General features: G+C 61.8%; 12 protein-coding genes, 1 rRNA gene, 5 pseudogenes and 4 other annotated features. Of the genes and pseudogenes, 7 read left to right on the forward strand and 11 right to left on the reverse strand.

Annotated elements, in window-relative coordinates; translation table 11 throughout:
• Positions 1-67: 67 nt before the first annotated feature.
• Together DA06_RS27725 and DA06_RS27730 are read right to left on the reverse strand one after the other, a co-directional pair.
• Positions 68-289: a Rho termination factor N-terminal domain-containing protein gene (locus tag DA06_RS27725; protein WP_418608273.1), complete on the reverse strand. Its 222-nt coding sequence runs from the start codon at positions 287-289 to the stop codon at positions 68-70.
• A gap of 12 nt (positions 290-301) precedes the next feature.
• Positions 302-798: a sequence feature (23S ribosomal RNA rRNA prediction is too short), on the forward strand.
• Between the two features lie 27 nt (positions 799-825).
• Positions 826-1,101: pseudogene (locus DA06_RS27730) on the reverse strand (type I glutamate--ammonia ligase); the annotation flags it as partial.
• 560 nt (positions 1,102-1,661) lie between these two features.
• Between DA06_RS27730 and DA06_RS27735 the strand changes: the two are divergent.
• Positions 1,662-2,039, forward strand: coding sequence for a hypothetical protein (locus DA06_RS27735; RefSeq protein WP_418608466.1), 378 nt, complete (start codon positions 1,662-1,664; stop codon positions 2,037-2,039).
• Here the strand turns inward: DA06_RS27735 and DA06_RS27740 are convergent.
• Entirely contained in the window at positions 1,952-2,173 is a 222-nt protein-coding gene (locus DA06_RS27740) for a flavodoxin (RefSeq protein ID WP_418606576.1), read from the reverse strand. The genes DA06_RS27735 and DA06_RS27740 overlap by 88 nt on opposite strands.
• An 829-nt stretch (positions 2,174-3,002) precedes the next feature.
• A complete protein-coding gene (locus DA06_RS27745) occupies positions 3,003-3,551 on the reverse strand; it encodes a hypothetical protein (protein WP_418606577.1) in 549 nt (182 codons plus the stop codon).
• Between DA06_RS27745 and DA06_RS27750 the strand changes: the two are divergent.
• The 3 genes and pseudogenes from DA06_RS27750 to DA06_RS27760 all read left to right on the forward strand — a co-directional run.
• Positions 3,543-4,000: pseudogene (locus tag DA06_RS27750) on the forward strand (ABC transporter ATP-binding protein); the annotation flags it as partial. The gene DA06_RS27745 and the pseudogene DA06_RS27750 sit on opposite strands and share 9 nt — an antisense overlap.
• 47 nt (positions 4,001-4,047) lie before the next feature.
• Positions 4,048-4,209, forward strand: coding sequence for a hypothetical protein (locus tag DA06_RS27755; protein WP_418606579.1), 162 nt, complete (start codon positions 4,048-4,050; stop codon positions 4,207-4,209).
• A 37-nt stretch (positions 4,210-4,246) separates the two neighbouring features.
• A pseudogene (locus DA06_RS27760) lies at positions 4,247-4,315 on the forward strand (histidine phosphatase family protein); the annotation flags it as partial.
• A 13-nt stretch (positions 4,316-4,328) separates the two neighbouring features.
• Here DA06_RS27760 and DA06_RS27765 read toward each other — a convergent pair.
• Positions 4,329-4,553, reverse strand: coding sequence for a hypothetical protein (locus DA06_RS27765; RefSeq protein WP_418608467.1), 225 nt, complete (start codon positions 4,551-4,553; stop codon positions 4,329-4,331).
• Positions 4,554-4,817: 264 nt separating this feature from the next.
• On the opposite strand from DA06_RS27765, the gene DA06_RS27770 reads away from it, so the two are divergent.
• Entirely contained in the window at positions 4,818-5,027 is a 210-nt protein-coding gene (locus DA06_RS27770) for a hypothetical protein (RefSeq protein ID WP_418606580.1), read from the forward strand.
• A gap of 379 nt (positions 5,028-5,406) precedes the next feature.
• Positions 5,407-5,831, forward strand: a pseudogene (locus tag DA06_RS27775) (FAD-binding protein); the annotation flags it as partial.
• 1,152 nt (positions 5,832-6,983) lie between these two features.
• Here DA06_RS27775 and DA06_RS27780 read toward each other — a convergent pair.
• Positions 6,984-7,439 (reverse strand): hypothetical protein, encoded by a 456-nt coding sequence (locus tag DA06_RS27780; protein WP_418606581.1) that lies wholly within the window; start codon positions 7,437-7,439, stop codon positions 6,984-6,986.
• A 165-nt stretch (positions 7,440-7,604) separates the two neighbouring features.
• On the opposite strand from DA06_RS27780, the gene DA06_RS27785 reads away from it, so the two are divergent.
• Positions 7,605-10,587 (forward strand): 23S ribosomal RNA (locus DA06_RS27785).
• A 45-nt stretch (positions 10,588-10,632) separates the two neighbouring features.
• Positions 10,633-11,010, forward strand: a sequence feature (23S ribosomal RNA rRNA prediction is too short).
• A gap of 255 nt (positions 11,011-11,265) precedes the next feature.
• Positions 11,266-12,347: a sequence feature (most likely nonfunctional fraction of RNA operon), on the reverse strand.
• A gap of 875 nt (positions 12,348-13,222) precedes the next feature.
• On the opposite strand, the pseudogene DA06_RS27790 reads toward DA06_RS27785, so the two are convergent.
• The 5 genes and pseudogenes from DA06_RS27790 to DA06_RS27810 form a co-directional block, all read right to left on the reverse strand.
• A pseudogene (locus DA06_RS27790) lies at positions 13,223-13,762 on the reverse strand (hypothetical protein); the annotation flags it as partial.
• Entirely contained in the window at positions 13,699-14,184 is a 486-nt protein-coding gene (locus tag DA06_RS27795; RefSeq protein WP_418606583.1) for a TadE/TadG family type IV pilus assembly protein, read from the reverse strand. The gene DA06_RS27795 and the pseudogene DA06_RS27790, both read right to left, overlap by 64 nt.
• A gap of 78 nt (positions 14,185-14,262) precedes the next feature.
• Complete coding sequence (locus DA06_RS27800; protein WP_418606585.1) at positions 14,263-14,490, reverse strand: Flp family type IVb pilin; 228 nt, start codon at positions 14,488-14,490, stop codon at positions 14,263-14,265.
• 2,511 nt (positions 14,491-17,001) lie between these two features.
• Complete coding sequence (locus DA06_RS27805; protein ID WP_418606586.1) at positions 17,002-17,337, reverse strand: dihydrodipicolinate synthase family protein; 336 nt, start codon at positions 17,335-17,337, stop codon at positions 17,002-17,004.
• 1,462 nt (positions 17,338-18,799) lie between these two features.
• Positions 18,800-19,195: a hypothetical protein gene (locus DA06_RS27810; RefSeq protein ID WP_418606587.1), complete on the reverse strand. Its 396-nt coding sequence runs from the start codon at positions 19,193-19,195 to the stop codon at positions 18,800-18,802.
• Positions 19,196-20,386: 1,191 nt separating this feature from the next.
• Positions 20,387-20,953 (forward strand) — a sequence feature (23S ribosomal RNA rRNA prediction is too short).
• Positions 20,954-21,312 lie beyond the last annotated feature (359 nt).

The following is a 21,312-nucleotide window of genomic DNA, read 5'->3' on the forward strand; positions in this document are numbered from 1 at the left end:
TCACGGCAGTGCCCTTCGCCGGCTGGATCCTCACGTCCGCCGTCGAGCGAGCGTTCTGAGGCCCGGGTCAGCGGTTCTTGCGCGTCTCCCGGTCGTTGGCCTTCTTGATCGCCTCGACGAGCTCGTCCTTGCTCATGCTCGACCTGCCCGGTACGTCCAGGCGCTTGGCGACGTCGTAGAGGTGCGACCTGGACGCGTTGGCGTCGACGCCGCCGGCGGTCTCTCCGGCGGAGCCGCGGGTGCCTCGGGCCTCTTGTCCGACGGTCCCTTCTCGTCCTTGGCCTCCCAGTGTCGCCGACCGTTCTCGTCAGGAGTCGCTTGAGCGCCGAGTACGCCGTGCGGTTGGGCGCGCCCCGGGGATAACAGGCTGATCTTGCCCAAGAGTCCATATCGACGGCATGGTTTGGCACCTCGATGTCGGCTCGTCGCATCCTGGGGGCTGGAGTAGGTCCCCAAGGGGTTGGGGCTGTTTCGCCCCATTTAAAAGCGGGTACGCGAGCTGGGGTTTTAGAAACGTCGTGAGACAGTTTCGGTCCCCTATCCGCTGCGCGCGCAGGGAAAACTTGAGAAAGGGGCTGTCCCCTAGTACGAGAGGACCGGGGACGGACGAACCTCTGGTGTGCCAGTTGTTCCGCCAGGAGCATGGCTGGTTGGCTACGTTCGGAAGGGATAACCGCTGAAAAGCATCTAAGCGGGAAGCCTGCTTCAAGATGAGGTTTCCACCACCCTCGTGGTGGGAAGGCCCCCAGCAGACCACTGGGTTGATAGGCTGGTGCGCTTGTAGTCGATCCAGGTCTCGATGAGGTCCTTGGTGAACACGTCTCCCTCGGTGAGGTAGTCGTGGTCGGCCTCGAGGGCGTCGAGCACCTTGGGCAGGGAGTCGGGCACCTGCTCGATCTGCGCGTGCTCCTCCGGCGGCAGCTCGTAGAGGTCCTTGTCGATCGGCTCCGGCGGCTCGATCCGGTTCCGGATGCCGTCCAGGCCGGCCATGAGCATCGCGGAGAACGCGAGGTAGGGGGTTCGACGAGGGGGTCCGGCACGCGGGAACTCGATGCGCTTCGCCTTCGGCGAGGAGCCGGTGACCGGGGATGCGGGATGCACGCGGGAGCGGGTTGGCGCGCCCGAGTAGACGAGGGTTGACCCGGGGGGGCCTCGAAAACCCAGGGCACGAGGGCGGGTGGGTAGGGAGTTTCACCCGTCGGGGGTTTGGGTGAAACGCCCAGCAGCGAGGGGAGCGTGACGCAGCAGCCCCTCCGATGTACCAGCGGGGCGAGGTCGGACAGGTAGCTCTATCTCTCTATCTCTCTATCTCTCTACCTCGTAACTCTCTACCTCGTAACTCTCTACCTCGTAACTCTCTACCTCGTAACTCTCTACCTCGTAACTCTCTACCTCTCTATCTCTACAAGTGGCCCTACGGGGCTCCTGAAACCTCTGAGACTTCTTCTCAGAACCAACAACCGATACGCGCCCGTCGCGGCCGAATCGCCCCCTCTTCAACTAGGAGCTGAACCAGAAGTGACAAATGCAGAGAAGACCCAGAAGACCTCCACCTCTACGGTTAAGTCGTCCGACCGTCTAGCCCAGGCACGAGAAGCCCTCACCCTCGCTGAGCAAACCTCACAAACGCTGAAGCGTCACTAAGCGAGACCATCGGAAAAGTGGCCTCGGGCTCCGCTGACCATGCAAGACTGGCCAACGCTCGCGGCAGCGTCGAGGTTGCGTCTATCCGCAGAGATGCCGCGGCCCGTGAGGTCTCCGATGCTGAGGCCGATCTACGGCGGGCTCAGAAGCGTGCCGCCGGCCAGGACTTGCTCGCTGTAGGTGTCGCTGCCATCGAGTCAGCCGTCGGCAAGGCCGCTCGGGTAGTCACCGAGAAACCTGACCCGGACGCCATCGAATACCCGACGCTCTACCTAGCCGTGGCCCCGGGTGTTGCCTCCTTCGATGTTCAGTCGCCGAGTCTCGTCCGTAAGGTACGGATGATCATCGGTGCGCGAGTGTTCCATACTGGACAGCCGAGGATGATCGAGCGATAACGACCGAGGTCGGGCAGGTTCCCAGCGATTTTCGGCCTCGCGTCCGCGTCCTGTTCTTGGCGGTTGCGCTCGACGGTCGCGGCGTAGTTGTGGGGGGTACGGCTGCTCGGGCTCGATCTCGAAGATGTCGGCATCGACCTGCGCGGCGACCATCTCTGCGATCACCTTGCTGTTGCCGACCTCAAGGTCCTTGCGATCGCCGTACCAGTAGTTCTCCCCGGGGGCGGGAGAAGTAGGCGAGCAGGACTGTGGTTGCGGGTCGGTCGGTGCTCGTCTCGGAGTTGCCGGTCCCTGGTTGCGGCGCGGAGCCGCGGGCGCAGGATGCCATCGCCGTGGTGGCAGCGCCGAGGCCGAAGGCTACCGCGCCGCGCAGTACGGTTCGGCGCTCGAGTGAACGCATGCCTGTGCTCTTCCCTTCTGAGGTGGTAGTGCCGCGGCCTATAGAGGTCCTCACCCCAAGGTGAGGGTGGAGCACGACCTTGTCTGCTGGCGCGAGGTTCGATCGGTCGACTCTGTCACGCGAGCCAACCGGTAACCGGTCCTGGAAGGCCAATCCGGAATCCGGAATGGTAACCAAGGCCTAACCGGTAACCGGTCCTGGAAGGCCAATCCGGAATCCGGAATGGTAACCAAGGCCTAACCGGTAACCGGTCCTGGAAGGCCAATCCGGAATCCGGAATGGTAACCAAGGCCTAACCGGTAACCGGTCCTGGAAGGCCAATCCGGAATCCGGAATGGTAACCAAGGCCTAACCGGTAACCGGTCCTGGAAGGCCAATCCGGAATCCGGAATGGTAACCAAGGCCTAACCGGTAACCGGTCCTGGAAGGCCAATCCGGAATCCGGAATGGTAACCAAGGCCTAACCGGTAACCGGTCCTGGAAGGCCAATCCGGAATCCGGAATGGTAACCAAGGCCTAACCGGTAACCGGTCCTGGAAGGCCAATCCGGAATCCGGAATTGGTTAACCAAGGCCCACCGGGACGACGCCGGCGGCACGGGTCTCCCACGCCTCGCGGTGGCGGGCCAGCTCGGCACCGTCCCACGCACCGTCCTCGATCGCGCTCAGCACCCGCCCCACGGCCGCGTCCTCGCCCGCCACGGCGGTCGGGTCGGGCGGCGGCACGGACGACCGAACCGCCGCCCGGTGACGGGCGGCGCGGGCGACGACGTCGTCCACCATCCCGGTCAGGCCGAGCCTCATCCCGTCGTCCGGGTGGTAGATCCGCTCCACCCCGTAGGCCTCGAGCTCGGCGATCTCCTCGTGGGTGATCGTCCCCCGCCCCCGCCGAAGACGCGCACGTGCCCGGCGCCGCGCTCGGCGAGCATGTCCACCATGTAGCGGAAGTACTCCACGTGCCCGCCCCTGGTAGGAGGACAGCGCGACCGCGTCGGCGTTCCTCCTGCAGCGCGGCGCGCACCACGTCCTCGACCGAGCGGTTGTGCCCCGAGGTGGATCACCTCGCGCCCCGGTCCTGGATGAGCGCCGCATGATGTTGATGGACGCGTCCATCCGGGGCAGGTCGGCCGCGACCTCGAGAACATGTACCCCGAGCGGGTCGCGAAGGCCGGGCGGCGAGGTCTTCCGGATCGAGGACTCGGACGGTCATGCACCCCACGCAGGCCGGCCGGGTCGTCGTCGACGGCGCGGACCTGAACGTCCGGGCGGGCGAGATCGTCGGCATCGCCGGCCTCATGGGTGCGGGCCGCACCGAGCTGGCCATGAGCGTCTTCGGCCACAGCTACGGCCGCGACATCTCGGGCAAGCTCTACATGCACGGCAAGGAGGTCAGGGCGCGGACCGTCGCGGAGGCGATCGGGCACGGCATGGCCTACGCCACGGAGGACAGGAAGCGCTACGGCCTCAACCTGATCGAGGACATCAAGCGCAACGTCTCCGCCTCCTCCCTCGGAAAGCTCGCCCGCGGCTGGGTCAACGCCACGAGGACGCCGAGGGCAGCACGATCTTCGTGCACATGGCACCGCCGGTCGACCTCACGCTCGAGCGCATGAACCGTCGCAAGGGCCACTACATGCCCGCCAGCCTGCTCGACTCGCAGATCGACACGCTCGAGGAGCTCGAGCCCGACGAGGAAGGCTTCAAGGTCCACAACGTCGGCACCCCGACCGAGGTCCTCGCTGAGGTCCTCGACCAGCTCAAGGACCGCTGAGGCCGATTACCGGCCCGGCCGCGGCGATGATGGCTGCATGCGACTGATTCTCGTGCGCCACGGACAGACCAGCTCCAACGTCGGCGGGCTCCTCGACACCGCCGAGCCCGGGGCCGACCTCACCGACCTCGGCCGGGAGCAGGCAGCGGCTGCCGGGGGCGCTCGGGGACGAGCCGGTCGACCTCGTCGTCGCCTCGACCCTGGTGCGCACGCAGCAGACGGCGCACCCCCCTGGCCACCGCCGTCGGGCTGGAGACGCTCGTGCGGCCGGGCGTGCGGGAGGTCCGGGCCCCGAGAGGGTGGGCGGACGACGTCCTCAACAGACCGGTGTACGAGCGGCTCACCAGGTCCGCGAGCCTGCCGGGAACGGACGGACGCCTGCACGTGCCGTCAACGATGAAAGTCCATCCGTCCGGTGTCCGGTCCGAATGGCTGGAACGGTGGCAGGAGGTCATGGGGTCTCGGCCGGACTGGGTGCACCACGGTGTCGGGAGAAACAACACCTACCGGTCCAAGGCGGAACGCCTGATGCAGGGGGAGGAAGGACCGCTCCCCTCCGCGAATGGTTCGAGGCCCCAGCCCTCGAAGCAGGTTCCGAGGGCAGCGCGGTGGCGATGCTGATCGTGGCCGAGGCGCGGGAGTCCGCCGAGCCGCTGATCGCCGAGGCAGCTCGTCACGCTGCGGTGGCTCGTCGGGAGGACGGGACGCTCGTCGAGCTGACCGCCGGCCGGGTCTTCCTCCGCTCGGACCGCACGACAGCCGGACAGTCTTCCTCGATGACGCCGTGCGTCGCTACCCCGGCCGTCGAGGAGAGATAGGGACCGAACTGTCTCACGACGTTCTAAACCCAGCTCGCGTACCACTTTAAATGGCGAACAGCCATACCCTTGGGACCTACTTCAGCCCCAGGATGTGATGAGCCGACATCGAGGTGCCAAACACCGCCGTCGATATGAACTCTTGGGCGGTATCAGCCTGTTATCCCCGGAGTACCTTTTATCCGTTGAGCGATGGCCCTTCCATTCAGAACCACCGGATCACTATGACCTGCTTTCGCACCTGCTCGCGCCGTCACGCTCGCAGTCAAGCTGGCTTATGCCATTGCACTAACCTCCTGATGTCCGACCAGGATTAGCCAACCTTCGTGCTCCTCCGTTACTCTTTGGGAGGAGACCGCCCCAGTCAAACTACCCACCAGGGCTCGCCGGCTCCTCGGCCGCGGCCACCCTGGGCGAGGCGGGCTACAACGTCAGCACGTTCTTCTACCAGGACTCCCCGCGGCGCGCGCACTCCATCGCCGCGCAGGGCGGGATCAACGCCGCGAAGAACTACAAGAACGACAACGACTCCGTCTACCGGCTGTTCTACGACACGGTCAAGGGCGGGGACTTCCGCTCCCGCGAGTCCAACGTCTACCGCCTGGCCGAGGTCAGCGCGAACATCATCGACCAGGCCGTCGCCCAGGGCGTGCCGTTCGCCCGCGAGTACGGCGGCCTCCTCGACAACCGTTCCTTCGGCGTCCAGGTCTCCCGCACCTTCTACGCCCGCGGCAGACCGGCCAGCAGCTGCTCATCGGTGCGTACCAGGCCCTCGAGCGACAGGTGGCCGCCGGCACGGTGGAAAGCGTGTCCTTGAAAGCCGCACTATATCCAGCGAGCGCGTAAGCTGTAACGGAGTGTTTCCGCAGGAGCCCTTCGACGTCAGCGTCGTCGATGAGGAGATCCCCTCCGGCCTTTCCCTTGAGAAGCTCGGTCAGCTTGTCGGTACTGTAAAACCGGTAACCAGCCTCGTGCTTTTTCGTAAGCCGAGTCGGGGGAACCACTCCAGGCGACGCTGCCAGATATGAACCGACGTCAAATACTTTCACGCCCTTCTTCAGGTGAAGGTGTGGAAAACGGTATGTGGACGAGAGGACTTTGCTCCGAAGGGTGCCGTCTTTCTCGCGGTAGTCAAGCTGAGAATGGAATTGCCCCTCCTCGATCCTGCCGTTCTTCGGATACACCCCGATGGCGGTCTGGGTTTCTAGAACGGTCCGCGCATACTCGACATTCGGGAAGGTTCTCGACAAGTTTCTAGGCTCGGTCTGGTCACCAACCTGGACAGTGACGACAGTCCCAGGCGCTTTGAGCTCACCTTCATCGTCAGATAGCAAGTCCAGCCGAGCGGAGGGGGACTGCGTTTATTGTCGGGTCCTCCACCCCATCGACGCGAGTTCTCGATCCGGGACACGAAAGTGTTCAGCGTCGGTTCGCGACTCAAGCTCCGTGTGAATCTGCCAAGACCACTTGGTAAGCCTAAATACTACCTGGTGACCGATAGCGGACAAGTACCGTGAGGGAAAGGTGAAAAGTACCCCGGGAGGGGAGTGAAATAGTACCTGAAACCGGATGCTTACAATCCGTCGGAGCCTCCATTGCTGGGGTGACGGCGTGCCTTTTGAAGAATGAGCCTGCGAGTTAGTGGCATGTGGCGAGGTTAACCCGGGTGGGGAAGCCGTAGCGAAAGCGAGTCCGAACAGGGCGCACCAGTCGCGTGCTCTAGACCCGAAGCGGAGTGATCTACCCATGGGCAGGTTGAAGCACGTGTAAGAGCGTGTGGAGGACCGAACCCACTTAGGTTGAAAACTGAGGGGATGACCTGTGGGTAGGGGTGAAAGGCCAATCAAACTCCGTGATAGCTGGTTCTCCCCGAAATGCATTTAGGTGCAGCGTCATGTGTTTCTTGCCGGAGGTAGAGCTACTGGATGGCCGATGGGCCCTACAAGGTTACTGACGTCAACCAAAATCAGGGAGTCCTCGACGTCGACGTCCACTGCGTCGTCGTCGCTGGTGAAGGAGTCGTCGACCGTGAAGGAGTCCTCGACGGTGAAGGAGTCCTCGACCGTGAAGGAGTCCTCGACGTCCACGTCCGTCTCGTCGTGGCTGTCCGTCGCGTCCCCCGGCGATCTGACCGGAGTTGTCGAGGTCGAGGTCCACGTCCGTCTCGTCGTGGCTGTCCGTCGCGTCCCCGCCGGCGATCTGGCCGGAGTTGTCGAGGTCGACGTCCACGTCGGTGTCGTCGTCGGTGAGGTCGTCGCCGGCGGCCTGGCCCCCGCCCTCGGCGTGCAGGGCGTCACCACCGGCGATCTGGCCGGAGTTGTCGACGTCGACGTCGACGTCCGTGTCGTGGTTCTCGCCGCCGCGGTCGGCGTACTGGCCCGAGTTGTCGATGTCGGTGTCGTCGTCCTCCACCGATCCGCCCGGCTCGCGTTGCCGGAGTTGTCGATCTCGTCGGAGAAGTTGTCGTCACCGACCACCACGTCCGTTCCCGGTGGGTGCGGGCGGGGAGTCGGTGCGTAGCTTGAGAACTGTACAGTGGACGCGAGCATCTTTGATCTTTTGTGGTCAAGTTTTTAAGAGCATTCGGTGGATGCCTTGGCACCAGGAGCCGAAGAAGGACGTTGTAGCCTGCGATAAGCCTCGGGGAGCTGGCAAACGAGCTGTGATCCGAGGGTGTCCGAATGGGGAAACCCGGCCAGAGTCATGTCTGGTTACCCGCGCCTGAATATATAGGGCGTGTGGGGGGAACGCGGGGAAGTGAAACATCTCAGTACCCGCAGGAAGAGATATTCCGTGAGTAGTGGCGAGCGAAAGCGGACGAGGCTAAACCGGGGGTGTGTGACAGCCGGCGGGCGTTGCACCCTCGGGGTCGTGGGACCTGCTGACCAGCTCTGCCGGGCTGGTGGGGAGTGAGAAAGTCGCGGTGTAGTCGAACGGTCTGGGAAGGCCGGGCACAGTGGGTGAGACCCCCGTAGACGAAACGTCGTGGCCTCCTTGCAGGGATCCCGAGTAGCACGGGGCCCGTGAAATCCCGTGTGAATCTGCCAAGACCACTTGGTAAGCCTAAATACTACCTGGTGACCGATAGCGGACAAGTACCGTGAGGGAAAGGTGAAAAGTACCCCGGGAGGGGAGTGAAATAGTACCTGAAACCGGATGCTTACAATCCGTCGGAGCCTCCATGGCTGGGGTGACGGCGTGCCTTTTGAAGAATGAGCCTGCGAGTTAGTGGCATGTGGCGAGGTTAACCCGGGTGGGGAAGCCGTAGCGAAAGCGAGTCCGAACAGGGCGCACCAGTCGCGTGCTCTAGACCCGAAGCGGAGTGATCTACCCATGGGCAGGTTGAAGCACGTGTAAGAGCGTGTGGAGGACCGAACCCACTTAGGTTGAAAACTGAGGGGATGACCTGTGGGTAGGGGTGAAAGGCCAATCAAACTCCGTGATAGCTGGTTCTCCCCGAAATGCATTTAGGTGCAGCGTCATGTGTTTCTTGCCGGAGGTAGAGCTACTGGATGGCCGATGGGCCCTACAAGGTTACTGACGTCAACCAAACTCCGAATGCCGGTAAGTGAGAGCATGGCAGTGAGACTGCGGGCGATAAGGTCCATGAGCACGACGTCGGGGGTGCGTCCGGGCAACGGCGTCGGGCACGTCGGCGCCGTCGGCGACCTCACCGACCACCTCAAGGTCGGGCTCAGCGTCGATGATGTACCGCAGGCCGCCGCGCACGAGCGCCTCGTCGTCGACGAGCAGGACCTTGACCGTCACGATTCCTCCCACGGCAACCGGGCGCGGACCGCCCACCGGCCCTCCTCGACGCCCCAGGTCATCTCACCACCGAGGGCTACAGCCCTCTCCCGCATGCCGGCCAATCCCCGCCCTGTCCCGGGGTCCCCCCGTCCCCCCGCCGGACAGACCGTTGACCACCTCGATCTCGACTGCGGAGCCGGTGACCCCGATGGTGATGACGATGCTGCCGTCACCGTGGCGCAGAGCGTTCGTCGTCGCCTCACCGTCGTCAGCCGCGCCGGCTGGGGTGCGGACGAGAGCCTGATGAACTGGGACCGGGAGTACGCGCCCCTCAGGGCGACGGTCGTGCACCACACCGCCGGGTCGAACTCCTACACATGGAACCAGTCGCGTCGGTGGTCCAGGGGAGTCTACACTACCACTCCGTGACCAGGGGATGGGGGGACATCGGCTACAACTACCTCGTCGACAAGTGGGGTCGGGTCTCGAGGGCCGCTCGGGCTCTCTCGCCTCACCGGACGGGCAGATGGTGGTGGGCGGGCACGCCCAGCCGTTCAACAGCGGGACGCTGGGCATCTCCGCCATGGGCAACTTCGACCCCAGGACCGCCACGGACATCCCGGCTCGCGGCTCCATCCTCGACTCCATGGCCGACGTCGTCGCCTGGCACTTCGCCCGCGCGAGCATCGACATGACGTCGCCGAGCGGCCTCGTCTCGAACGGGACGCCGAGAGTGCCTGGAGGCGTTAGGCCTGTCGGACAGGCCGAAGCCACGGAGCAATGCGCCCGTCGAGGCCTGGTTCCGGGCGTACGAGCACCACGCCCGCACCGGCTTCATCAACTCGCTCAAGGGCCCCCGTCCGCAACCGGAGAAGGTGGTCGTCAACGGCCCTACCCCGCCGCTCTACCCTTTGGAGTTCTTGCCCGAGCTGAGCCCTGAGGAGCGCGCGAGGCTGACCGCGACTGCCCTACGGTCTGCGAGTCCGATCGAGTGGACGGTCGCCCACCAGACGAACAAGAACTATGGCCGCAAGTCCCTCGTCCCTCCGGACTACTGGTGGCTCCAGCGTCACGGCAGACTCCGGACCGTGCTCGGGCCGTGGCCTCTGACCAAGTGCCTTGCACCCGAGCCTTCCGACGGCGACCCGCGTCTTGCTTCGTTCCTCCCGGTGCCTCTCTCGTCTACGAGTCCTCCTACGCCGGCACGAACAAGGCCACGGCCATGGCCTTCGAGGCGCCGGACGGTGACTTCGACACCGAAGTTCAGAACCTCCGCGACAAGGGCGTGGAGTTCCAGACCTTCGACATGGAGGGGATCGAGTGGGACGGCGATGTCGCTACCTTCGGGCAGGCGCGAGCCGTCTGGTTCAACGACCCCGACGGCAACATCCTCAGCCTCGGCACGGCGGTGATGTGATCCGAAGGAGCAGAGAGCCCGAACCCTCGCCGAGGGTTCGGGCTGCCGCTGATGTCCTGCGACATCACAGAGCGGAGACGGTGGGATTTGAACCCACGGACGGGTTGCCCGCTCACGGCCTTAGCAGGGCCGCGCACTAGACCTGACTATGCGACGTCTCCAAGTCCACCGGACAGGCTACCTGCCGCGTGGCCCTGGGCAAAAACGACGGCCCAGGACGGGCGAGCGCGGAGGGCAAGGGATTCGAACCCTTGGTGGGTTGCCCCACAACGGTAACGGCGGTGGTAACTATAACCATCCTAAGGTAGCGAAATTCCTTGTCGGGTAAGTTCCGACCTGCACGAATGGCGTAACGACTTCTCCGCTGTCTCGACCGCGAACTCGGCGAAATTGCACTACGAGTAAAGATGCTCGTTTCGCGCAGCAGGACGGAAAGACCCCGGGACCTTTACTATAGCTTGGTATTGGTGTTCGGTACGGCTTGTGTAGGATAGGTGGGAGACCGTGAAGCCGCCACGCCAGTGGTGGTGGAGTCGCCGTTGAAATACCACTCTGGTCGTACTGCACATCTAACCTCGGTCCGTGATCCGGACCAGGGACAGTGCCTGGTGGGTAGTTTAACTGGGGCGGTTGCCCAAAATGTAACGGAGGCGCTCAAAGGTTCCCTCAGCCTGGTTGGCAATCAGGTGTCGAGTGCAAGTGCACAAGGGAGCTTGACTGTGAGACTGACAGGTCGAGCAGGGACGAAAGTCGGAACTAGTGATCCGGCGGTGGCTTGTGGAAGCGCGTCGCTCAACGGATAAAAGGTACCCCGGGGATAACAGGCTGATCTTGCCCAAGAGTCCATATCGACGGCATGGTTTGGCACCTCGATGTCGGCTCGTCGCATCCTGGGGCTGGAGTAGGTCCCAAGGGGTTGGGCTGTTCGCCCATTCCCTGTTCGGACTCGCTTTCGCTACGGCTTCCCCACCCGGGTTAACCTCGCCACATGCCACTAACTCGCAGGCTCATTCTTCAAAAGGCACGCCGTCACCCCAGCCATGGAGGCTCCGACGGATTGTAAGCATCCGGTTTCAGGTACTATTTCACTCCCCTCCCGGGGTACTTTTCACCTTTCCCTCACGGTACTTGTCCGCTATCGGTCACCAGGTAGTATTTAGGCTTACCAAGTGGTCTTGGCAGATTCACACGGGATTTCACGGGCCCCGTGCTACTCGGGATCCCTGCAAGGAGGCCACGACGTTTCGTCTACGGGGGTCTCACCCACTGTGCCCGGCCTTCCCAGACCGTTCGACTACACCGCGACTTCTCACTCCCCAGCCCGGCAGAGCTGGTCAGCAGGTCCCACGACCCCGAGGGTGCAACGCCCGCCGGCTGTCACACACCCCGGTTCAGCCTCGTCCGCTTCGCTCGCCACTACTCACGGGGGCCGTTACTGACGCTGAGGAGCGAAAGCATGGGGAGCGAACAGGATTAGATACCCTGGTAGTCCATGCCGTAACGTTGGGCACTAGGTGTGGGACCCATTCCACGGGTTCCGTGCCGCAGCTAACGCATTAAGTGCCCCGCCTGGGGAGTACGGCCGCAAGGCTAAAACTCAAAGGAATTGACGGGGGCCCGCACAAGCGGCGGAGCATGCGGATTAATTCGATGCAACGCGAAGAACCTTACCAAGGCTTGACATACACCGGAAACGTCCAGAGATGGGCGCCCCGCAAGGTCGGTGTACAGGTGGTGCATGGTTGTCGTCAGCTCGTGTCGTGAGATGTTGGGTTAAGTCCCGCAACGAGCGCAACCCTTGTCCTGTGTTGCCAGCGGGTTATGCCGGGGACTCATGGGAGACTGCCGGGGTCAACTCGGAGGAAGGTGGGGATGACGTCAAATCATCATGCCCCTTATGTCTTGGGCTTCACGCATGCTACAATGGCCGGTACAAAGGGCGGCGATGCCGTAAGGTGGAGCGAATCCCAAAAAGCCGGTCTCAGTTCGGATTGGGGTCTGCAACTCGACCCCATGAAGTCGGAGTCGCTAGTAATCGCAGATCAGCAACGCTGCGGTGAATACGTTCTCGGGCGTACACACCGGTCGAAGAGGCGGTACCCCGCACCCTGGCCGCAACGCGATTTGGACACGCGTCTGCGATCCACTCGATTGAAGCCTCACTACCCGCGCTCGCGACGACACAGAACTGATCGGCGTTATCTCTGATGCGCGCCGCCTCACTGGCACACGATGGCAATATATCGAAGAGCATGCCCATAGGGCCCACATATCGCGCCAAGTTGTAGTGTCCACAAGACACAGGGCGCCTTAAGACTGTTCCGCCTCCTCGCTGGGCTCATCCGATTCCTCGACAACACTGACCCGGAGCCCAAAATTACCCTGCAAAATTCGATGAGCCCATCTGCCCGCGAATCTAAGACATGAACCGGGTCCAACTCACGCCATGCTGGCGGCAAGAATTCGTATGCAATCCAATCATCTTCATTGCCATCGGACGCATCAACTACGAATCCAAGCGTACGGAGATGCAAAGGTGGATCCCACCCGCCACCATCTGATTCACGCGGGAAAATGGAATAAGAATAGTATTTCTCGGTCGCTTCCGTAGTTCCGGGCGAACTTACCTCAACGGTCGACTCCAGCTTCCACGTCATCAGCGCGAGAAATGTCTTATGGAACGCCCCTTGCTGCTGACGTGTACTCTCCCTAAGAGCACTCCGTTCGAGTTGCAAGCTTAAATGCCTTCGCCACGAACCATCCATGAGGGCGCGATAGTCGCTCACCGCCCGGGTGTTCGAGGCCGCCCAATATCGCTGGCCGAAACCAGTGGCCCAGAACCAGTGCCTTACAGTCTCCGCTATTTGCGACAATGGCCGCTCAAAATCGAGCGCAGTCAACACTGTAAGAATCTGTTTGTAGGGCAGCAAATCAGGCGTAACCACCCCTAGCTCCGCTCCCAGGAAAGCCACTGCGGCGGAGTAATGGCGCACGGCTTCATCCCACCCGTCACGAATCGCCCCACCCTTCAGGTTGAGGACCGCAGATTGCCGTACATCCTCCTGCTGTCGGAGCGCAAGCGCAGCAAGGATGGGAAGGCCGTCATCCTTCTGGAAATTGCGGATATTTGGATACTCCTCGAGCGCATCCTCCCATTTTTTCTGAGATTGAATGTCCCCGTAAAGCTCCGCGCTACAACCAGGTCGAAGGCGCCCAGTGTGCGACCGTGACGATTTACCCGTTCGAAAATTCGCGCAACCGCTTGCGGCGGAATCTTCCTATTTACGATTACGCTTGGGATCCGGTAAACGTGAAGCCCTGAGACCATCTCGCGATAGATGCTTGTTAACCGCTCGGAGTCCTCAGAACCGGCTTGCATGGCCTGGTCGCGCCATTCATAGAAGGAAGAAGCCGACCTGAGCGCTGTGAGCGGGACGTACCCATTCTCCCACTGGATCTCGACATCGGAATACTTCTTCTCCCAGACGTCAGCCGCCATCGCAACTATCGACGAGTCAAGCGAATCAACGTCACCGACGACGAAGTCTTCGCGAATACGGAGCGCATAACGCGTTCGACCAGATCCTGTGAGCGCTTGGAAGAGTGCTGTAAGGCGTTGTTGCCCGTCATGGTGCCCTTTCCGGTGAGCGTCACTTCACCAAAGAAGATGAGGTCCAGATCGTGGGTGATCACTGCCTCTGCGGTGGGAAGTGCTCCTGTCGGCGGAGAGCAGTCGCTGGGAGTGATTGCGACTGCGGCCGCTGTGATGCCGAGTGCAGAGGCTGACGCAACAGCCCTATCAATGGCATTCTGCTGGGCGTTGTGGATTGCCATCTCTCGAACGGCGTCCCGCGCTGCGTTAGAGAGGGTCGTCTGGGCGTAGTAGGCGCGCCCGAACTCGGTTATGCCGAAGACGAGCAGCAGGAGGATAGGGAGCACGAGCGCAAACTCGACCGCGGCCGCTCCGCGCTCGGATCGCGGCTTTTTCATATGGTCTCCACTAAACGACGTGGCGCCTAAACGACGTGGCGCCCCATTGCGGGGCGCCACGCTAGCTGTGCCAGATCGTCACGGAGTGGCGTCCGTGATTCCCTCACCGGTCAGCGTGGTGCTGACAGAGGTGAAAGCGGCGAGCATCTGGTCGCCAAGAGTGGCGACAATGGTGATGATGGCCACGGCGATCAGGCCCACGAGCAGGCCGTACTCCACGGCGGTGGCGCCACGGTCCTTGCGGCCCTCGAAGCGGTCGCCGATGACGGTGAACAGGGTGGTGAAGAATGCGGCTGCACGGTTCATTTCTGAACTCCCTATGTGAGGTTGGTCAGCTCAGGAGTGGGTCCAGAGCCGGGGGGATGTACGCCGGAAGCAGGGGGTGAACCGGCGTGACGATGCGAGATTCGCAGAACTTTTCGGTTCCTGCAAGCACTTTGGGAGTGTGAACTTGCGGACGATGCAACATCTGCTATGGACCTCACCCTCGCCTCACCCTCTGTCACCCTTCGTCGGGTGCTCGTAACCCGCGGAAACCTGCGGCTCATTGCCAGGGGATACGGGGAGACGGAATGTGCCCTCCATCTTCAGAGCTATTGGCCTTCCCATCCTCACGTATGTAGGTATCGCCAACTTCGTTCACGGGTCGTGGGAGAGCGGGCTCAGTTACCTCCTCGGGGCCACGCTGCTTGCCGGCACTGCGGCCGCAGGCAGGCGGCTTCGAGCCGTCATGGATTTCGATAGAGCGCTGACGTGGGCGCTCGCGCTCGCATTGTTTGCATCCTTGGCCTATGCGATAGTGAACCCCGGCTTGGGCGTCGTTAACCTACGGTTGCGGGGCATTTTCGGGAACGCAAATACTATCGGTTTCTATGCTTTTATCTTAGGCGCATTGGTCACCGTAGTGCCGATGCGCCTGTTTTATCGACTTGCATTATTCGGCACCGTCGTCGCGGTGCTGACATGGTCTGCGAGCCGGTCAAGCGCCGTCGCATTTGTGGCATTCTTGGTTATGGTGACACTCAACAGACTGAGGCATCGTAGGTTCCTCACATGGTTCATCTTCCTGATACCTATCGGCGTGGCAGTGGCGTACGCGCTTTGGTCGCTGTTTGGTGATGCAACTGCGAATCTACTCCGAACAAACAATTCTCGGTCCGATACCTTCGCCTACGCGTGGGATGTGCTGCAGACGTCGCCAATTATCGGCGGTGGGGTGGAGGATGTAGCGGCGCGTATTGCTGGCACTCCCGTAGTCGCGGCTGCGCATGCGGGATTGATTGGCCTAACAGCTATCGTGGTCCTCTACGTCCGGATTGCTTCTTCCAGCCGGCGACTTGGTCTTGAGGCTGTTGCTCTCACTGGCGCGTCAATCATTCACTCCATCTTCGAAAGTTGGTTCTTGACCACCACAGGTCCACAGTTGTTCATCTTCGTACTAGCCTGGTACGGGATTAGTCAAACGTCACGCAAGCGAGGCGACGGTATGCCAGCCATTGCCTGCCCAACCAACGGCCCCACTGCCCGCCCGCCGTCGTGTCCGTGCCCGACCACCGACCGCCGGTCTGGGCATCCCGTCGAAGAGCTGGCCCGACAGCGACTCCGGGGATGCTGCGCCGTCGTCGGAATGGCCGACCTCCGGTGCCCGTTCCGTGCGGGTTGGCGTGTGACGGGGGGTCATGGGTGGGGGGGTTTGACCGTGGGTTCGGGGGCTGCCTAGTATTGCTGAGCCCTGCCAGGGAGGCACGGACACCGTGAGGGTGGCCGGTCCCGGGGGGGAGTCCTGGTTCTTAGTGTGGTTTTGTGCTGCGCGGGGGGTCGGGTGCCTGTGTCGAATTGTTTGTCCTGGTGAATGTGTCCTGGATTACTCCGGGGGGGATTTGCGGGGGGCGGGTTCGGATGGGTTAGGTTTGAGAGGTTGCCCCGGAGGGGGTCCGAGAGCGGGTATTGTTTCGGGTTCTGTCTCCGGTGTGTGTCTGTTCTTTGAGAACTCAACAGTGTGCCAAGTTTTTTGATGCCATTTGAATTCTGGGTGTCGTGGCGGCCGGCCTCGTGGTTGGTGTGTCGTGGTGCCCGGGGTTTTGTTTGTTTTGGTTGTCGTGCCTGGTCCTGCTGTCGGGCTGGGTGCGTTGGCCTGGATGACCTCGGAAGCGCCTTGAGATGGGCCGAAGACACCGTCGTCAAAGCCGTCGCAGCAGTCGACAAAGCTGCAGCATCATCCGACAACCCCGGCGATCACCAACTCAGGAACGTCGTCAGAGAGCATGTCGATTCGGCCGTCACCGCTGTCACCCGTGCCGTGTCCTCTCCCGCAGGACAGCTCGTCACCGGGGCCATCCAAAGCACATTCCGAGAAGCAGCCAACGTCGCTCGAGGAGTTGCCGACGGTGCCGTACGCGCATGGAACGCGGTGGGAGGCGGGCACGGAGTACTTGACATCGTCTGCATGGTGCCCGTGGTGGGCGAAGCTGCCGACGTAGTCAAGGTTCTGGTACCCGGCCGAAGGCGACTACCTAAACGCGTCGTTCTCGATGGCCGCGGCAATTCCAGTCGTTGGCTCCGCTGCCATCGGGGCTAAGTACGCGTACAGAGCCGCAACTGCAGCGGTGAACGCCAGTCGACAAGTCGGAGTACCCGCAATTGCGCGAAGGGCCGGAACTGGAACCGTTGCGCACGGAGGATCAGCGAACCCGGTTCGCCTTCCCTCCGCACGTGCGGAAGGTCCGCGTGGTCCGGTGCGCTCAGATCCGGGGTCTGTGTCGGGTAGCCCTGTCTCTGCGAAACCTCCCAGCGGCCCGGCCTTGCAGCGCGACGTTGCTAGCAGTGGCGACATGCTGGCCAGGACCCGCGGCCCAGGGCGATTGTCTCCTTGGTGGACGTGCAGCCAATACCAGCCACCACCGGCAGGCGGCCGGCAGCGGCCTCGACGCCGGCCTCGAACACGGCTACGCGCTCGTCGAACGTCTGAGTGTGGAACTCCCCTGTGGTCCCGGAGAGGATGAGTGTGTCGGCCTTGTTGTTCTCGATCAGGTAGTCGATGAGGCTCGTCAACTTCTCCAGGTCGAGTTCCTGGTCATCCCCGAAGGGCGTCAGGACGGGGACCAGGATCTTGCCGTAGCGGTTCTTGTCGAACATCGTGTCCTTCGCATTCACTGGTGAGAGCTCGTCGGTTTTGACTCTCGGGGCGGAGCGGTCTCTCTGAGTTTTTCCGTTGCGATGGCGTAGCGCTGAGCTGCGGGCTTGATCGCATCACTCCTTGGATGGTGTGTTCAGGGTGGCGGCGTCGTTGGGTGCGTCAGTCCACGGTCCGTGCGACCTTGACGGCGTCCTCGCTGCCTTCTTCGAGGATCGTCTCCATCTGGTCACGCTGTTTGCGCTCCGATCGCCAGACATAGACGAGCGACAGCACGATCAGTGCCCAGAAGATCAGCGAGGCCGGCCGGGTGAAAAGAAGATCGTCCAGTCCCCGTGGGTGATCGCTTGGCGTAGTCCACGATGCTCATCTGAAACTTCAGACAACGGAGCCACGATGACGGGTGGAAAACGTCAGCATCCACGAGTGCATCAATTGCGCGGTTAACGGTGCTTCCAGAGCACGGCGAGACTTCTCCGCCATCCTCAAGCTTGGCCTTGCCGAGCAAGTCCCTCAACTCGCCCGGAGCAAAGTGTGCGTGGCCGTCTAATTGCACGCGGCCAATAGCCAAGAGCAACATTCGCGCCTGTACGGACGGCGTAGTGTCTGGGTCAGGATTAGCGCCCAACGCCAGTGCCTTTGCTCGTTCTATTGCGGTCCAGTCCTGGAGCAACACAGGTCTACGTTTGTTTGACTTACCAGACCAGCGCACCACCATTCCCTCCAAGCAAATTCTCGTTCATGCCAGCATCCGATCGGAACTGACTACCCGGCCATCTCGGGTCTTGCGAAATAAACCTTGGCAGGACGTGGATACCGCCGTCAATGTAACCACGGTCACTCAATGTGAAAGTCGGCGTGGAAGGTTCGTTTAACCTTGTCTCGGGTCATTGTTTGACCTCATCCGTGTTAAACGTCTTAATCGCAGGTGAGGGATGTGGCGTGACGATTCCCCGTGGCTGTTGAACCTTTCGCTACGCAGGCGCTGAGCGCGGTCCGGCCTTGGTGGCCGGATAATAATACCCCGCCATAATATATATTGTTGACAAGTGTGACCCCTTCACGATTTGGGAGGAGCGGGTAAGTGGTGACGCCTACCGACGGAGTCCTAAAGCCTCGGGCTGCGCTTGCGATTCCCTCGCCATTTCTTGGATGATGATCTGGAACCACGCGTGAAGGAAGCAGAAAAGCAGACCCTGGCGTCCGTCGAGGAAGCCACGCCGAAGCACGTACATGTATAGAAACTGAACCAGCGGTCGAGCAGGCATCCAGCGCGAGACGTAAGCCTTCAGGAAGAATGTGAAGTGAGAAGTTCCTGGAGTACGGACCGGGCGGGCGTGCTGGCGGCGCCGCACTTCTAAAGCGGCATAGTCGACATGCTTCTTGAGCCAGCGTCCGAGCCCCTTAAGGTCTTCATCAACAATATCATTGTTTAGGATTCCAACTTCTCCCGAAACCGCGGGGTGCTCGCTGAAACTCTGGCTACCAAAAGTCGCGTGGTGTCGTAATAGGAGTCTTGTCATTCGCACGCTGGGATACCAGCCGCAATGCCGTATCCAACGCCCTCGAAAAACGAGCCAGATCATCCAGTTCCGCGGTGACTTCAGGGCTGGTGACGTCGAAACCGAGGTCGCGGACCCGGGCAGCGCCGCACTTGCCTCCCGAGAAGCCGTCCGCAGACAACGGCAGTCCGGTGGCACGCTGATAGGCCACCCCGAGAATCGCCTTCGAGTCATAACTGCGACCGTCCGACCACAGCACGTACTCACGGGCGCGGCCGAACCCATGCCGCTCGAGAAAGTCGTCGGCGCCCATGCGGTCGTACTCAGCCATTGCCGCCAGCACGTGATCTCGGGTCACGTTGTGGAAATCCACCATGAATGATCCCTACGCTGACCGAATCGTTGCAGCGGTTGCCGTTCCACGACCTCGCCCGCCCCTGGCTATTGTCCCGCCCACGCCGACTCGGACTCACGACCCGCTTGGCTCGTGTTGGATGGGCAACGCACCCTGACAAGTGGAGATACCTCAGATGAGCGGTGAACTAGCCGTCGCGTTGATCGCCGGGGTTCGCGGCCGTAATCGCGGCGGCATGGTCGGCGCAACAGCAACATAGCCTGGCTCGCCTCCAGGCGCGGTTGAAGCAGTCGGAGCAGGTCGAACTTCGCCATCAGGAGGCGAAGGAGCAACTAAACCTTCACCGTGAGCCCGTAATGCTTGCCGCGGCGGAGCTCGGCGAACGGCTCGACAACATCCTCCACGGTCGTCTGTCCTATCTCGGGACGGAGCGCCACCGTGACTTGGGCAACTCTTTCGCGCTCAGAAATCGCGACTTTGATCGCTGTAGCACTCGAGCGAGCCGGCAACGTTGGCGGCGTACTAACGTTGCTGGAGAAAACCCCTAGGGGGCCAACTCAGCCCGCAAATTGCGGGTGAGTCTTTCGCGTCCGTTCTAACCAGGGCCAGCGGGGTAGATAAACACGACCCGGCGGTGTGAACATCACACCGACATCAGTTATGGCGCCGATGCGCGTCCCCTCGGTAATCTTCACGAGGAATATGCGACCTCTACGCTGACGTTGTCAGCGGGATCTGACACCTGCGCACGTGCCTGCCTTCTAGAACATTGCGAATGTCTACTTCACACTGGCTATATTCATAAACCGACTACGTTCATCAATCGGAACACACTCGTGACCACAAAAGTCCCTCCGGTGCTCGACTGACGTGCGCGGATAGGGCAGATTCACTCTGAGCAACTATTCACCAACGTCGGTCGACGCTAACGACCTTCCTGTCAAGGATGAAAGACCTATACGACCCACGGCGGAACTGGCTTCGGTTTTGCGCGGTCTGAAGTGAATGCGTGATCTAATGCATCCATAACGTATTCACCCACCGACTCGTTTGCGATCCTATGAGCGAACGCCACAGCGTTCCGCTTGTAGTTATCGACACGGCCTGGGTCGTTGATCAGCTGCTTAATCGCTATTGCGAGCGCGCAACTGTCGCCAGCAGGAACAACTATCCCAGCGTATCTTTGATCTTTTGTGGTCAAGTTTTTTAAGAGCATTCGGTGGATGCCTTGGCACCAGGAGCCGAAGAAGGACGTTGTAGCCTGCGATAAGCCTCGGGGGAGCTGGCAAACGAGCTGTGATCCGAGGGTGTCCGAATGGGGGAAACCCGGCCAGAGTCATGTCTGGTTTACCCCGCGCCTGAATATATAGGGGCGTGTGGGGGGGGGAACGCGGGGGGAAGTGAAAACATCTCAGTACCCCGCAGGAAAGAGATATTCCGTGAGTAGTGGCGAGCGAAAAGCGGGACGAGGCTAAAACCGGGGGGGTGTGTGACAGCCGGGCGGGGCGTTGCACCCCTCGGGGGTCGTGGGGACCTGCTGACCAGCTCTGCCGGGCTGGTGGGGGAGTGAGAAAGTCGCGGTGTAGTCGAACGGTCTGGGAAGGCCGGGGCACAGTGGGTGAGACCCCCGTAGACGAACGTCGTGGCCTCCTTGCAGGGTGCCAAGGCAAAGTGCGACGTCCCCGCCCGCTTGCACGACGCCGTTTGCTGGCCATCGAATGCAAGGTAAGTAACGGCCCGAAGAACAGTTGGAAGCGAGTGAATCGCGAAGTCGGAGGCAAGGCCACTGACTGGCGCGAGCAGTTCGGCACGCACATGCTTACCGCGGTGGTCCTGGCCGGCGTTTTTTTTTTTTGACATGAGATGCCTTGAGACGGCCCAGGACTCGGGCGTCATTCTGTTCTGGGAGCATGACCTGACTCCGCTTGCCGAGTTCGTGTCCCAGACGGCCTGACACAGCGCGTCCTGTGGATCGCCTCGCCATGTTTGGTGAGGTCCAGGGGAACGCATGTCTCAACGGACTTGTAGCGTTCCTCCTGTGGAAGAAATCTGGGGGAGCGGTCCTCGGCGGCGTCATTGGCGCCGCTGTAGCGGCTGGGGTTGCACGGTACTCAGTCGCAGAAGAACGTCGCACCGGT

This window comes from Georgenia sp. SUBG003, from assembly GCF_000715355.2.
GTDB lineage: Bacteria > Actinomycetota > Actinomycetes > Actinomycetales > Actinomycetaceae > Georgenia.